The organism is Pseudothauera lacus (genome assembly GCF_003034845.1).
GTDB lineage: Bacteria > Pseudomonadota > Gammaproteobacteria > Burkholderiales > Rhodocyclaceae > Pseudothauera > Pseudothauera lacus.
This window is the reverse complement of sequence record NZ_PZKC01000011.1, coordinates 1-13,851: the sequence shown is the minus strand read 5'-3', so window position 1 is coordinate 13,851 and position 13,851 is coordinate 1. Positions and strand designations below refer to the sequence as shown.

Here is a 13,851-nt window from a genome sequence, read left to right as displayed (position 1 = left end):
GCGCAGCGCGGCGGGCGCCCCCTCGGGATGGACTCAGCGCGTCACCCGGGTGGTGCCGCCATCGCGCAGCAGGCGCACACGCTCGCCGGGGCGGAAGTTCTCGCCCTCGTCCTCCTGGATCACCGCAAGATACTGCCCTGCATCCAGATGTACGGTGATCTCCACGCCCTGGCGGCGGGTCACGCCCTCCTCCACCGCGGCACCGACCACGCCGCCGACCACGGCGCCGAGTACCGCTGCAGCGGCCGCGCCGCGGCCGCTGCCGACACCGGAGCCGGCGATGCCGCCGACCGCCGCACCGGCGACGGTGCCGATCTGCGAGCGTGAGCCTTCGAGCACCACCGCGCGCACCGATTCGACGGTACCGAACTGCACCGTCATCGCCCGGCGCGCCTCGCCACGCTCATAGGTGCCGCCGCCAAGGCTGCCGGCGCAGCCGGCGAGGGCGAGCGCAGCAAGCGCGGCCAGGGCGGCGGCGCGCAGATCGATGCTCAGTCTTCCTGCCATGGTGATTCTCCGAAGGCCGCCCGGTAGCGGGCAGCGATGTCCGCACGGCTGGGGTCGTGGTTCTGCCCGCCGCGATGGGCGATCTTGATCGAGCCCATCACCGCGGCCAGTCGACCGCAACGCTCCCAGTCGTAGCCGTTGGCGATGCCGTAAAGCAGACCGGCGCGGTAGGCGTCACCGCAACCGGTGGGGTCCACCACCTCGTCGGCGCGCACGCAGGGCACCTCCACACAGCGCCCGGAGTTGTAGATCAACGAACCTTCGGCTCCCCGGGTGACCACCAGCGCATCGACCATTGCAGCGAGCTGCTCGATGCTGCGTCCGGTCCTCTCGCACAGCATGCGCGCCTCGTAGTCATTGACCGCGCAGTAGGTCGCCAGGTTCAGGCAGCGCAGCAGTTCCTCGCCGGAGAACATCGGCAGGCCCTGGCCGGGATCGAAGATGAAGGGGATGCCGGCCTCGGCGAACTGTTCGGCATGGCCGAGCATGCCGTCGCGGCCGTCGGGAGCGACGATGCCGAGCCTGACGCCGGCGGCATCCTGCACGCGATTGAGGTGGGAGTAGCTCATCGCCCCGGGGTGAAAGGCGGTGATCTGGTTGTCGTCCACGTCGGTGGTGATGAAAGCCTGCGCGGTGAAGGTCTCCGGCACATGGCGAACGTGCGCCTGGCTCAGTCCGAGGCGTTCGAGGCGGTAGCGGTAGGGATCGGCATCGTCGCCGACGGTGGCCATGATCAGCGCCTCGCCACCGAGCAGCCTGAGGTTGTAGGCAATGTTGCCGGCACAACCGCCGAACTCGCGGCGCATGTCGGGCACCAGGAAGGCGACGTTGAGGATGTGGATCTGCTCAGGAAGGATGTGGTTCTTGAAGCGATCGTTGAACACCATGATGGTGTCGTAGGCGATGGAACCGCAGACGAGGATGCTCATTGGAAGTGGCCGTTGACGGTTGGCAAACCGCCATTATCGCGGATTCGGCCGTCCCGCGCGCTGCGGCGTTCAGGTACTGCCGAGTGCGGTCTCGGCGCTGCTGCGCAGTTCGTGGGTACGCACCAGTTCGTGCATCACCGCCTCCAGCGCGCCGACCACCGCCTGCCAGTCGGCATTGGCGACGCTGGCGCTGGCATTGGCGGCGAGGGTGCGGCGCAGGGCGTGATCGCTCGCCAGCCGGCAGGCGGCGTCGATGAACGCCACGTCGTCGCCGCACTCCACCAACCAGCCGTTGTCGCCGTTGCGCACCCGCTCGGCGGCCGCCGCGTAGCGGAAGCCGACCACCGGCAGGCCGCTGGCCAGCGCCTCGGTGGTGACGTTGCCGAAAGTCTCGGTGAGACTGGGGAAGAGGAACAGGTCGGCGGACGCATAGTGCGCGGCGAGGTCTTCGCCACTGCGCATGCCGGCATACAGGTGCTCGGGGCTGGCGGCCTGCAGGGCTGCGCGCGCGGGGCCGTCGCCGACGAACAGCAGGCGCGCATCCACGCCGCGCTCCTGCAGCGCCGCGAAGGCACGCTGGGCAAGGACCAGATTCTTCTCCGGAGCAATCCGCCCGACCACCGCCACCACCACGGTATCGTCGCTCACCCCCCATTGCGCGCGCAGCGCGGCGCTGCGCCGCGCCGGATTGAACAGCACCGTATCTACGCCGCGAGCCACCACGCCGACCCGGCGCACGCCGCGGCGACGCAACTGCTCGGCCAGCTCCGCAGTCGGCGCCAGGCAGATGTCGCCCTTGTTGTGGAAGCGGCGCAGCCAGGCCTCCACCGGCTGCTTCAGCCAGCCGACGCCGTAGTAGCTGCTGTAGGTGTGGAAGTTGGTGTGGAACTCGGTGATCACTGGCAGGCGCAGCTTGCGCGCCGCGGCCACGGCAGACCACCCCAGCGGCCCCTCGGTGACTACCTGGACGACGTCCGGGCGCTGCACGAACCAGCGCCGCTGCAGGGCGCTGCGCGCCGGCATGCCGAGCTTGAGGTGGTTGTAGCGCGGAATCGGCAGGCCGCGGGAGAGCACCTCCTCGAAGCCGCCGGTACTGCCCGGATGGTCGTCGGCGCCCTGGCGCGGACGCACCAGTTGCACCTGGTGGCCGAGCCGCAACATGCCGTCGACCAGCCGTGCAGTGGTCATCGCCACCCCGTTGACCTCCGGCGGATAGGTTTCGGTCACCACCGCGACACGCAATTGCCGACGGTCCCGACCCAGTTCCTGCATCACGAGCGGCGTATCCATGGGCGGCATGCTGCAGTGCGATTGCGACACCATGGTGACGGCGGCGTGACGCGGCGGTGAAGCATCGCGTATTCACCTTGCGGTAATCCCAGCGTCACGGCGACGCAACGCGACCCTTGAAGAATGGCCGCACAAAAATCAGTCAAGGAGTCCGCCATGCTGCAGCAATCCGTCCAGGCCCGCGCCCGCACCGGCCGCAACCTGCATGTCGCCGTGGCCAGTTGCGAAACGGAGATCCTCGCCGCGCAGAAGCTGCGCTACCGCGTCTTTGCCGAAGAAATGGGGGCCCGCCTCGATGCCCGCAGCCCGGGCGTCGACCGCGACATCTTCGACCCTTTCTGCGAACACCTCATCGTCCGCGACGAGGACGCCGGGCGCATCGTCGGCACCTACCGCATCCTGTCGCCGAGCGCCGCCCGCCGGGTCGGCGGTTACTACTCCGAAAACGAGTTCGATCTCACCCGCCTGTTGCACCTGCGCAGCCGCATGGTGGAGATCGGGCGCTCGTGCATCGACGCCGACTACCGCAACGGTGCGGTGATCACGCTGCTGTGGTCGGGGCTGGCGCGCTACATGCGCGAAAATGGCTACGACTACCTGATCGGCTGCGCCTCGGTGAGCATGGCCGACGGCGGGCACAATGCCGCCAGTCTGTATAATCGCCTGCAGGAAACCCACCTCGCCCCGCCCGAGTACCGCGTCTTCCCGCGCTGCCCGCTGCCGCTGGCGCACCTGCGCCAGGACATGGCCGCCGAGGCGCCGCCGCTGATCAAGGGCTATCTGCGCGCCGGCGCGTGGATCTGCGGCGAGCCGGCGTGGGACCCCGACTTCAACACCGCCGACCTGCCCATCCTGCTGTCGATGAACCAGGTCGACGGCAAGTATGCCCGCCACTTCATGGGACGCCAGGACTGAATACGCCAAGCCTTCCCCGCCCCGCGGTCGATCCCGCCCCCGCGCTGCTGCGCCACTGGCGCCTGCTGCGCCTGGCCGTCCATGTGCTGCAGGGCGTGCTCACCATCGCCCTGCTCTTTCCGCTCTGCGGCGCGACCCGCCGGCTTGCCCTGCGCCAGCGCTGGGCGGCGCGCCTGCTGGCGGTGCTGGGTGTGGAACTGCGCGCCGAGGGCTGTGCAGTCGCTCCCGGCTGCATGCTGGTGGCCAACCACATCTCCTGGATCGACATCTTCGTCATCAACGCCCTCGCCCCTTCGGCCTTCGTCTCCAAGGCCGAGGTGCGCGCCTGGCCGGTGGCCGGCTGGCTTGCCGCACGCAGCGAGACGGTCTTCCTGCGCCGCGGCAGCCGCGGCCACGCACGCATCGTCAACGCCGAGATCGCCGCCCTGCTCGATGCCGGCCGCAACGTCGCAGTGTTTCCGGAAGGCACCACCACCGACGGCAGCCACGTGCTCGGCTTTCACGCCGCCCTGCTGCAGCCGGCGATTGCCTGCGGACATGCGGTACAGCCGCTGGCGCTGTCCTACCACACCGCGGACGGGCGCCGCTCACTGGCCCCGGCCTACGACGGCGAAGTCTCCTTCGGCCAGTGCCTGCGCGCCATCGTCGCCGAACGCCGGCTCATTGCCCGCATCCACGCCACCCCGGCACTGGCCACCACAGAGGTCGACCGCCGTGCCCTGGCCACCCACGCGCAGGCCACCATTGCCGCCGTGGTGGCCGCCGCCGCTCAGCCGGCGACCTGCCACACCGTGCCGTCCTCAAGGCGCAGCGCGGTAAGCTTGCCGCCCCATACGCAGCCCGAATCGAGCGCGATCAGCCCTTCCTCGCGGTAATAGCCGAGCGCCGACCAGTGCCCGCACACCACGGTGTAGCCGGCACGCTCCGGTGCCGGCACGCGGAACCACGGCACGGTCCCGGCCGGCGCGCGCTGCGGCGGCCCCTTGGCGCGCAGCGCAAGGCGGCCGTCGGGGGTGCAGAAGCGCATCCGGGTCAGCGCATTGACCACAAAGCGCAGGCGCTCCCAACCGTCCAGGGAGTCGTTCCAGCACTCCGGGCGATCGCCCTGCAGATGGCGAAGGAACTCGCGCCGCAGCGGGCCGCGCAGCACCGTCTCGACCTCCGTCGCCAGCGCGCGCGCGCGCCCCACCGACCACCCCGGCGGCAGACCGGCATGGACCATGACGTGACTGCCTTCGGTGTGCAGCATGGCGCGCCCGGCCAGCCAGTCGAGCAGTTCGCCGCGATCCGGTGCTTCCAGCACGCGCGCCAGGGTGTCGTCCTTGCCGCGGTGCTTGAAGCCGGCATCGACCATCAGCAGGTAGAGGTCGTGATTGCCCAGCACGACCACTGCCGCCTCACCCAGGCTGCGCACCAGGCGCAGCACCTGCAGGGACTCCGGACCGCGGTTGACGAGGTCGCCGACCAGCCACAGGCGATCCGCCGCGGGGTCGAAGCGGATCTTCTCCAGCAGGCGGGAGAACTGGGCGTAACAGCCCTGGATGTCACCAATCGCAAAACTAGCCATGGGCGGTATTTTTACCCAGAATGGCGGCCTTGTGCCGCTACATGGGGCGCATGCGACACCTCCTCACGATTGCCCCGACGATGCTTCTCCGCCTGCCCTATTCCCTGCTGTGGGTACTCGCCCTGCCGCTGGTGCTGCTGCGCCTGCTGTGGCGCGCGCGTCGCCAGCCGGACTACCTCGGCCATCTCGGCGAGCGCTTCGCACGTTACCCGGGCAAGGTTTCAGGACGGTTGATCTGGGTGCACGCCGTCTCGGTGGGCGAAACCCGCGCCGCCGAAGCGCTGGTGCGCGCGCTGCTGGAGCGCTGGCCGGCGGACCACATCCTCCTCACCCACATGACACCCACCGGGCGCGCCACCGGCGCGGCGCTGTTCGCCAATGAAGCGCGCGTCCGGGCCGCCTACCTGCCCTACGACCTCGGCATCCTGGCGACGCGCTTCCTGCGCCACTTCCGCCCCCGCCTGGGGGTGATCATGGAAACCGAGCTGTGGCCCAACCTGCTCGCCGCCTGCAGCCGTGAAGGCGTCCCGGTGATCCTCGCCAACGCCCGCCTGTCGGCACGCTCGGCGCGCCGCTACGCGCGCTGGCCGGCGCTCAGCGCCGCCACCCTCGGCCATCTCAGCGCCGTCGCCGCGCAGACCGCCGCCGACGCCGGACGCCTGCAGGCCCTCGGCGCCCCGGCGGTGCATCTGACCGGCAACATCAAGTTCGACATCACCCCCCCCGCCGCCGCCACCGCACTGGCGGCGACCTTCCGTCAGCACTGCGGCGACCGCGCCGTGCTGCTCGCCGCCAGTACCCGCGAAGGCGAGGAAGCCCTCATCCTCGACGCCTTTGCCCGCCTCGCTCCGGCGGATTGCCTGCTCGCCCTCGTGCCGCGCCATCCGCAGCGCTTCGACGACGTTGCCGCACTTGCCGCGGCACGCGGCCTCGCCCTGCAGCGACGCTCCGCGGCCGCCGCGGTCGATCCGCGGACGCGGGTGTGGCTGGGCGATTCGATGGGTGAGATGTTCGCCTACTATGGCGCCGCCGGGGTGGCACTGATCGGCGGCAGCTGGCTGCCCTTCGGCGGCCAGAACCTGATCGAGGCCTGCGCCGTCGGCACGCCGGTAATCCTCGGGCCGCACACCTTCAATTTCGAACTCGTCGCCGAGCAGGCCGTGGACGCCGGTGCGGCGCTGCGCGCCGCGGATGTCGACAGCGGCATGGCCGCCGCCCTCGCCCTCCTTGCCGACCCTGCCAGGCGCGAAGCCATGGGCAATGCCGGGCGCGCCTTCGCCAGCCAGCACCGCGGCGCCAGCGCGCGGACGCTGGCGCTCATCGAGAACGTGCTCGACGGGCGGGCTTGAGCGGATTCAGCGCGGCGTGGCGTCGAGCAGGGCGTTGAGGGCTTCGATGTCGCCGTCGTCGAGGGTGCCCGCGGCAGCTTTCAGACGCAGCTGCGCGAGCAGGGTGTCGTAGCGCGCCCGGGCGAGACGCTGGCGGGTGTCGGCAAGCTGGCTTTGCGCGTTGAGGACGTCGATGTTGATGCGCACACCCACCTCATAACCCAGCCGGTTGGCCTCCAGCGCCGACAGCGAGGAGACCTGTGCGGCCTCCAGGGCCTTGACCTGGGCAAGCCCGCTGCTCACTCCGACGAAGGCCTGACGGGCGGCGAGCGCCGCGGCACGGCGCGCGCCATCGACGTCGGCATCGGCCTTCAGCTTCAGCGCCGCAGCCTCGCGCTCGCGCGAGGACACGCCGCCGCCGGCAAACAGTGGCAGGTTGAGCTGCACGCCGATGGTGGAGTTGTCGGTGCGGCTGCCGCCATTGAAGCCCTGGGCGAAGCCGCTGTTGGTGCGGCCATGGGTGGCCACCAGATCGACGGTCGGATAATGCCCGGCGCGGTTGCGCTCGACCTCGCGGGCAGCGATCTCGCGGGCGATGTGCTGGGACTGGACGCCGAAGCTCGACGCCTCCGCAGCACTCACCCAGGCGTCCACCTCGGCCGGCTGCGGCCCGCCGAGCTCGACGCCGCTGCGCAGCGGCGCCAGCGCCGCGGGGGCTTCGCCGATGATCTGCGCGAGGGCGTGGCGGCGGACGTCGAGCTCGCTCTGCGCGGCGATTTCCTGCGCCACGGCAAGATCGAAGCGCGACTGGGCCTCGTGCACGTCGGTCACGGTAACCGTGCCAACCTCGAAGCTGACCTTGGCAATCTCGAGTTGCTCGGCGGCGGCACTGCGCAGTTGCCCCACCGCGGCGAGCGCATCCTGGGCATTGAGAACGTTGAAATAGGCTTCGGCAACCCGCAGGATGAGATCCTGACGGGCATTGGCGAACTGCACCTCGGCGAGCGCGCTCTGCAGCTCGCCCTGCCGGTACTGCACCCAGTTCTGCCAGCGGAACAGCGGCTGGGTGAGCTGCAAGGAGTAGCCGTTGGTGTTGTACTCGCGTTCGGCGCGCACACCGGCACCGGGGTAGCGCACATCCACCTCGTTCCAGGTACTGTGGGCGCTCAGGCCGAGGTTGGGCAGCAGCCCGGCACGGCCCTGCACCACCTTTTCCTGCCCGGCCTCACGCTGCGCCTGCGCCGCGGCGAAGCCGGCATCGCGCGCCTGGGCCTGGCGATAGACGCTGAGCAGATCAGCCGACCACGCCGGTGCGGAGAGGCCGCCAAGGGCGAGGAGCAGGGCAAGGAGGGGGGTACGGCGCTTCATCGGGGCTCCAGGATGGAAGTCAGTACTGCGGCATCGCCGGATCGACGTCGCGGGCCCAGCCCGCCACGCCACCGGCCAGATTGATGACAGCCGAGAAGCCCTGGCGTTCGAGGAACATGCACACGTGCGCGCTGCGCCCGCCATGGTGGCAGATCACCACGGTCTCGCGTTGCGGATCGAGCTCGGTGAGGCGGGCAGGCACGCTGGCCATCGGCATCAGCAGCGAACCATCGATGTGGCAGTGGGAAAACTCCCACGGTTCGCGGACATCGAGCAGCAGCGGCGCCTCGGCATCGGACGAGGCCAGCCGGGCAGCGAGTTGTGCGGGCGCAATCTGGCGCATCGATTCGACTCAGAAACGGAAGGCATCATGACGCGGTGCGTTGCGCAGCGTCGGCACCAGGGATTCGAAGATGTCTTCGCTGTGGAAGCGCCCCTCCTCGACACAGGTCACCAGCCGGCCCTTCATCACCGGCGCCTCGCCGATGAAGGCGAACAGACGGCCGCCGGGGCGCAGCTGGTCGAGCAGCGCGCGCGGCAGTTGCGGCAAGCCGCCCGACACCACGATGACATCGTAGGGTGCGCGTTCCGGCCAGCCCTGCGCGGCGTCGCCCTCTTCGACGATGACGTTGTCGACGCCGTAGCGTTCGAGGTTGTCATGGGCCAGGCGCACCAGTTCGGGTTCGATGTCGACGCTGCGCACCCACTCGGCACGCGCCGCCAGCAGGGCGGCGAAATAGCCGGAACCGGCGCCCACTTCGAGCACCGAATCGGAATGGCGCACCTGCAGGGCCTGCAGGATCTTGCCTTCGATGACCGGCTTGAGCATCACCTGGCCGCAGGGCAGCGGGATCTCGACGTCGGCGAAGGCCAGATTGCGGTAGGCCGCGGGCACGAACTCCTCGCGCCGTACGGTCATCAGCAGGTCGAGCACATCCTGGTCCAGCACCTCCCAGGGGCGGACCTGTTGTTCAACCATGTTGAAGCGCGCTTTTTCGAAGTTCATTGAGGAGGCTCCCGTGGAGGAATATTAGCACATGCTTATTATTTCTGGCGCCCGGGTGGACTCCGGCATTTTAGCCCGCATTTCTCACCCCGGCACGTTGCGAGGGGTCGAGGCGCCGCCGTGGCGGATAGCACGGAGTGAGCGGCGACGAGCGCATCAGCACCCGCAGAAACGCCGGCCAGCAGCTCAGAATGACAGGGCCTGCGTCAGCGAGGCGACCTCGGCAGCGCTCTCGTCAAGGATCGCAGTAAGCGTGTCCGCGCCGACCAGCAACTCCAGCGCCCCATCAGCCGCGCGCGCTTCGGCGGGGTGCAGCGGCGACGGCAGCGGGCACAACTGCGTGGCCAGCAGCAGGGTATCGGCAAGGCTGCGCGGGGGCATGGCAAGATAGCCCGCAGCCAGCCCCTGCACCGCGTGCACGACACCCTCGGGCACTCCGAGGCGGCGCAGTACGGCGAGGGTGAGGGCGTGCTCGATGACGCTGGCGGGCTCGTCGAAAGGATCGTCGCCCTCCGGCACGATGCTTTGCGCCACCGTTTCGGCGTGCAGCAGTTCCGGATACTCGCCACTGCGCGACAGCAGGTAGAAGCTGCCGACCTCGTGCACCAGTCCGGCGAACAGCGCCGTCTCGGCATCCTGGCCGCTCACCCGCCGCGCCAGCACCCGCGCCAGTGCGGCGACATGGGCGGTGTGCGCCCACAACTGCGCGGCTATGCGCTGCTGCACCGCCGAGGCCGGCGCGCCGGCCATCTGCCGCGCCACCAGGGCCATCGCCAGACTGCGCAGGGTGGCAAAGCCGATGCGGGTGACCGCCGTACGCACGTCGCCGATCTCACGTCCGCTGCGGTTGTAGGCCACCGAATTGGCCATCGCCACCACCCGCGCACTGAGCAGCGGCTCGGCCTGCACGAGGCGCACCGCGGTATCGATGTGACACTCCGGGTCCTCCAGCGCGTTGCGGATCTTCATCGCCACCGCGACGCTGGTCGGAAAGCTCAGCTCCCCCTCCGCCACTTGCGTGGCAATGCGCTGCAGGGCTTCGTATCGGCTCATGGGCGGGTGTGTAGCGGGACAAGGTGTGCGCCGCAGTATAGCCCTGCCGGGCGCGCCCTGCGGCAATGGTAAGATCGCCCGGCGCCACGCGCCCACCCGAGAACCATGACCCACGCCCCTCCGGCCTACGTTGGCCGCTTCGCCCCCTCGCCAACCGGCCCCCTGCACTTCGGCTCGCTGATCGCTGCCGCCGGCAGCTTCCTTGAGGCACGCGGGCACGGCGGGCGCTGGTTGCTGCGCATCGAGGATGTGGACGCGCCGCGCTGCGTCCCCGGCGCGGCCGCGGCCATCCTGCGCACCCTGGAACGCTTCGGCTTCGAATGGGATGGCGAAGTGCTGTGGCAGAGCCACCGCCACGCTGCCTACGATGCCGCGCTCGCCCGCCTGGACGCGCTCGGCGCCCTCTTCCCGTGCGCCTGCAGCCGCCGCGAACTGGCTGATTCGGCGCTGGCGCGCGATGGCTCGCGGGTCTATCCGGGCACCTGCCGCAACGGCCTCGCCGCGGGCCGCAGCGCGCGGGCATGGCGGGTGCGCGTGCGCGGCGCGGTGGACTTCGTCGATGCCGTGCAAGGCCCGCAGCACGAGGATCTCGAAGGCGAGGTCGGCGACTTCATCGTCCGCCGCGCCGACGGTCTCTACGCCTACCAGCTCGCGGTGGTCGTCGACGATGCCGACAGCGGCGTCACCGACGTCGTGCGTGGCGCCGACCTGCTCGACTCCAGCGCCCGCCAGTGCTACCTGCAGGATCTGCTCGGCCTCCCCCGCCCGCGCTACGCCCACCTCCCGGTGGCCACCAATGCGGCCGGCGAGAAGCTCTCCAAGCAGACCCTCGCCACCGCCGTGGACACTCTGCCGGCAGCGGCAGCACTGGTGGCGGCGCTGCGCTTTCTCGGCCAGAATCCACCCACGGCGCTGGCCCACGCCACACTCGACGAAGTCTGGCAGTGGGCGCGCGCGCACTGGACCCTGGCAGCCGTCCCGCGCGTGCGTCAGCAGCCCGCCCGCGACATCCTCCCCGACCCAGGAAGCACCTCATGATCGACGACATCGACGGCCTGCGCCGGCTCCTCCTCGACACCCGCAGCATCGCGGTGGTCGGTCTCTCGGCAAACTGGAACCGCCCCAGCCACTTCGCAGCCAAATACATGCTCGAACACGGCTACACCATCCTCCCGGTCAACCCGGCCTACGACGAGGTACTGGGGCAGCGCTGCTATCCGACCCTGCGCGACATCCCGGTGGCGGTGGACATGGTCGACGTATTCCGCAAACCCGAGGACGTGCTGCCGCTGGTCGACGATGCCCTCGCCATCGGCGCCCGCAGCCTGTGGCTGCAACTGGGGGTGATCAACGAGGAGGCGGTGCGCCGCGCCGAAGCCGGCGGCCTGCAGGTGGTGGTGGACCGCTGCGTGAAGATCGAGCACGCGCGCCTGTTCGGCGGCCTCAACTGGGCGGGAGTCAACACCGGGGTGATCTCCGCCAAACGTCCGCCGCTGCCCGGCCGGCGCTGAAGACGCCGCTGGCACTGCAGCAAGGCGGGGTGAGGAGGTACGGCGCGCCGCGGTGGGGGCACCGACACCCGCCGCGGGGATGGCGCGAGGAATACGGGTTGCTCAGTGCTTGCGGCCGTAACCGGCGACGCCGATGGCCAGACGCACGAACTGGTAGGCCAGCCAGCTCCACAGGCGCCGTCCGAGGCGCTGCCGGCGCCACGCCGGCGGGCTCAGTTCGGTGGCGCCGGCGGCCATCGCCTCACCCAGGCTGGCACGCAGGCGCGCGGCAAAGCCCGCGTCATCGACCACCAGATTGGCCTCACGGGCGAGCAGCAGGCTGAAGGGGTCGATATTGCTCGAACCCACCGTCGCCCACCGCCCGTCGACCACCGCCACCTTGGCGTGCAGGTAGCTGCGGTGGTATTCGTGCAGACGGATGCCGGCAGCAAGCAGGTGTGGGTACAGCGCCCGGCTGGCAGCAGCCAGCACCGGATGGTCAACCAGCCCCTGCAGCAGCAGGACCACCTTCACGCCGCGCCGGCTGGCGTCCACCAGCGCCTGACGGAAACGCCGCCCGGGGAAGAAGTAGGCGCAGGCGATCACCACTTCATGGCGCGCGCCGGCGATGGCATCCAGATAGGCATCCTCGATGTCACGGCGATGACGCAGGTTGTCGCGGATCACGAAGGCCGCGCGCAGATGCCCCGCCGGGCGCTCGGCGACACGTGCGAGCAGGGCCTCGTCGCTGCGGTGGCGGAAGCTCGCCCATGACACCAGCCGCCACAGCCGGTGCATCGCGGCAAGGATGTGGGTGAGCACCGGCCCCTCGACGCGCAGGGCATAGTCGAAGCGCGGATGCGCCGGGGCCCCGCGGTCGTAGTCGTCAATGATGTTGATGCCGCCGACGAAGGCCACCCGCGCATCCACCACCACCAGCTTGCGGTGCAGGCGGCGCAGACGGTGGCGGCGCAGCGAGAGGGCCTTCAGTTCGCGGCGGTAGATCAGCACCCGCACGCCGTCGGCGAGCAGGCGCGGCATCAGCCCGCGCACGAAGCTGCGCCCGCCGAAGCCATCGACCAGCACATTGACGCGCACCCCGCGCAAGGCCGCACGCCCCAGCGCGGCGGCGATCTGGGCGCCGGTGGCATCGTCCTCGAAGATGTAGGTTTCCAGGAAGATCTCCCGCGCAGCGGCGTCGATCTCCTCCAGCAGGGCAGGGAAGTAGGCCTGCCCGTTTTCCAGCAGCGCCACCGCGTTGCCGGCGACAAACGCGCTCACACCGGCACCTCCAGCTCGGCAGTGAGCGCGGCGTGGTCGGACAATTGCGCCCATGGCCCGCCGAAATGGACCTGCGCGTGGCGCACGGCGAAGCCGCGCACGTAGATGCGGTCGAGGCGGAACACCGGCAGGTGACTGGGGAAGCTGCGCGCCGGACGACCGCGTCCGGCGCCGAAAGCCTCGGTGAGGCCGAGCCGGCGCACCAGCAGATCGTCGGCATGGTTGCGCCAGTCATTGAAATCGCCAGCGATGATGAGCGGTGCGCCATCGGCGGCGAGCTGCTCCATGCGCCCGGCGAGGGCCTCCATCTGCCGCCGCCGGCTCCCCGCCATCAGGCCCAGATGCACGCACACGCAATGCACGGCGGCACCGACACCGGGCACCTCGACGGTACAGTGCAAGAGCCCGCGGCGCTCGAAGCGGTGGTCGGAGACGTCCTGATTGTCGGTGCTCAGGATGAGGTGGCGGCTGAGGATGGCATTGCCGTGGTGGCCATGGTCATACACCGCATTGCCGCCATAGGCGGTCTGCTGCCAGGTGTCCTCGGCGAGAAATTCGTGTTGCGGGTGTGCCGGCCAGTTGCCGTGGCGGGCGGCATGCCCGAGGTGCAGGCCCTGCACCTCCTGCAGGAAAACCAGATCGACGTCGAGGCTGCGCAAACGTTCGCGCAATTCATGCACCACCATGCGGCGGTTGAACTGCGAGAAGCCTTTGTGGATGTTGTAGGTACAGATGCGCAGCTTCATGGGACAGACCGGAGAGGCCGGCGGGACGGCCCCGCCAAGGCATAATATGGGGCCGAACGGGTTCAACCTAGAAACCGCAGTTGATCGCTCAAAATGACCTTGAATGCCATACAGGGACTGGAATGTGTGCTGACGACGACGGTCACCCGGCGGGTGAGTCCGCTACGTGTCCGATTGCACGCCTGGCGAGCCGTCTGGCTGCGTTGCTCCTCCTTGCAGGGGCGGAGGCGGGGTTTCGCGGCGCATGCGCCGCGCCGCCGGAGCCGGTCGGATGTGCAAATCCGGCCGTGGAAGACCATGCCGCGTCGTCGCGCCTTGCCAGACGGCTCGCCAGACGCACACTCGAACACGTCCAACTGAGGTTTCTAGGT

General features: G+C 69.8%; 15 protein-coding genes. 5 read left to right on the top strand and 10 right to left on the bottom strand.

Annotated elements, in window-relative coordinates; translation table 11 throughout:
* Nucleotides 1-33 precede the first annotated feature (33 nt).
* The 3 genes from C8261_RS12930 to C8261_RS12920 all read right to left on the bottom strand — a co-directional run bounded on the left by C8261_RS12930 (nucleotide 34) and on the right by C8261_RS12920 (nucleotide 2,726).
* Nucleotides 34-507: an outer membrane lipoprotein gene (locus C8261_RS12930; RefSeq protein WP_107494144.1), complete on the bottom strand. Its 474-nt coding sequence runs from the start codon at nucleotides 505-507 to the stop codon at nucleotides 34-36.
* A complete protein-coding gene (locus C8261_RS12925) occupies nucleotides 492-1,436 on the bottom strand; it encodes a carbohydrate kinase family protein (RefSeq protein ID WP_107494143.1) in 945 nt (314 codons plus the stop codon). The genes C8261_RS12930 and C8261_RS12925 overlap by 16 nt, the downstream gene beginning before the upstream one ends.
* A gap of 69 nt (nucleotides 1,437-1,505) precedes the next feature.
* Nucleotides 1,506-2,726 (bottom strand): glycosyltransferase family 4 protein, encoded by a 1,221-nt coding sequence (locus C8261_RS12920; RefSeq protein WP_107494142.1) that lies wholly within the window; start codon nucleotides 2,724-2,726, stop codon nucleotides 1,506-1,508.
* Nucleotides 2,727-2,882: 156 nt separating this feature from the next.
* Between C8261_RS12920 and C8261_RS12915 the strand changes: the two genes are divergently transcribed.
* Nucleotides 2,883-3,641 (top strand): GNAT family N-acetyltransferase, encoded by a 759-nt coding sequence (locus tag C8261_RS12915; protein ID WP_107494141.1) that lies wholly within the window; start codon nucleotides 2,883-2,885, stop codon nucleotides 3,639-3,641.
* A 95-nt stretch (nucleotides 3,642-3,736) separates the two neighbouring features.
* Nucleotides 3,737-4,516, top strand: a complete 780-nt coding sequence (locus tag C8261_RS12910; protein ID WP_107494255.1) for a lysophospholipid acyltransferase family protein — start codon at nucleotides 3,737-3,739, stop codon at nucleotides 4,514-4,516.
* Here C8261_RS12910 and C8261_RS12905 read toward each other — a convergent pair.
* Nucleotides 4,411-5,208 carry a symmetrical bis(5'-nucleosyl)-tetraphosphatase gene (locus C8261_RS12905; RefSeq protein WP_107494140.1) on the bottom strand — a complete coding sequence of 266 codons (798 nt, stop codon included), beginning with the start codon at nucleotides 5,206-5,208 and terminating at the stop codon, nucleotides 4,411-4,413. The genes C8261_RS12910 and C8261_RS12905 overlap by 106 nt on opposite strands.
* 80 nt (nucleotides 5,209-5,288) lie before the next feature.
* On the opposite strand from C8261_RS12905, the gene waaA reads away from it, so the two are divergent.
* Nucleotides 5,289-6,557, top strand: a complete 1,269-nt coding sequence (gene waaA / locus C8261_RS12900; protein WP_107494139.1) for a lipid IV(A) 3-deoxy-D-manno-octulosonic acid transferase — start codon at nucleotides 5,289-5,291, stop codon at nucleotides 6,555-6,557.
* A gap of 6 nt (nucleotides 6,558-6,563) precedes the next feature.
* On the opposite strand, the gene C8261_RS12895 is transcribed toward waaA, so the two are convergent.
* The 4 genes from C8261_RS12895 to C8261_RS12880 all read right to left on the bottom strand — a co-directional run bounded on the left by C8261_RS12895 (nucleotide 6,564) and on the right by C8261_RS12880 (nucleotide 9,963).
* The gene (locus tag C8261_RS12895) at nucleotides 6,564-7,904 is read right to left on the bottom strand and encodes a TolC family outer membrane protein (RefSeq protein ID WP_107494138.1); all 1,341 of its coding nucleotides are present in this window, start codon (nucleotides 7,902-7,904) and stop codon (nucleotides 6,564-6,566) included.
* A 19-nt stretch (nucleotides 7,905-7,923) separates the two neighbouring features.
* Nucleotides 7,924-8,247, bottom strand: coding sequence for a rhodanese-like domain-containing protein (locus C8261_RS12890; protein WP_107494137.1), 324 nt, complete (start codon nucleotides 8,245-8,247; stop codon nucleotides 7,924-7,926).
* Between the two features lie 9 nt (nucleotides 8,248-8,256).
* Nucleotides 8,257-8,910, bottom strand: a complete 654-nt coding sequence (locus C8261_RS12885; RefSeq protein WP_107494136.1) for a protein-L-isoaspartate O-methyltransferase family protein — start codon at nucleotides 8,908-8,910, stop codon at nucleotides 8,257-8,259.
* Nucleotides 8,911-9,096: 186 nt separating this feature from the next.
* Nucleotides 9,097-9,963, bottom strand: a complete 867-nt coding sequence (locus C8261_RS12880) for an HDOD domain-containing protein (RefSeq protein WP_107494135.1) — start codon at nucleotides 9,961-9,963, stop codon at nucleotides 9,097-9,099.
* A 105-nt stretch (nucleotides 9,964-10,068) separates the two neighbouring features.
* Here C8261_RS12880 and gluQRS point away from each other — a divergent pair, with 105 nt between their 5' ends.
* A complete protein-coding gene (gene gluQRS / locus C8261_RS12875; RefSeq protein WP_107494134.1) occupies nucleotides 10,069-11,001 on the top strand; it encodes a tRNA glutamyl-Q(34) synthetase GluQRS in 933 nt (310 codons plus the stop codon).
* A complete protein-coding gene (locus tag C8261_RS12870; protein WP_107494254.1) occupies nucleotides 11,001-11,474 on the top strand; it encodes a CoA-binding protein in 474 nt (157 codons plus the stop codon). The genes gluQRS and C8261_RS12870 overlap by 1 nt, the downstream gene beginning before the upstream one ends.
* A gap of 102 nt (nucleotides 11,475-11,576) precedes the next feature.
* Here C8261_RS12870 and clsB read toward each other — a convergent pair whose 3' ends face one another.
* Complete coding sequence (gene clsB, locus C8261_RS12865; protein WP_235864920.1) at nucleotides 11,577-12,734, bottom strand: cardiolipin synthase ClsB; 1,158 nt, start codon at nucleotides 12,732-12,734, stop codon at nucleotides 11,577-11,579.
* Nucleotides 12,731-13,480, bottom strand: coding sequence for an endonuclease/exonuclease/phosphatase family protein (locus C8261_RS12860; protein WP_107494132.1), 750 nt, complete (start codon nucleotides 13,478-13,480; stop codon nucleotides 12,731-12,733). The genes clsB and C8261_RS12860 overlap by 4 nt, the downstream gene beginning before the upstream one ends.
* Nucleotides 13,481-13,851: the final 371 nt, after the last annotated feature.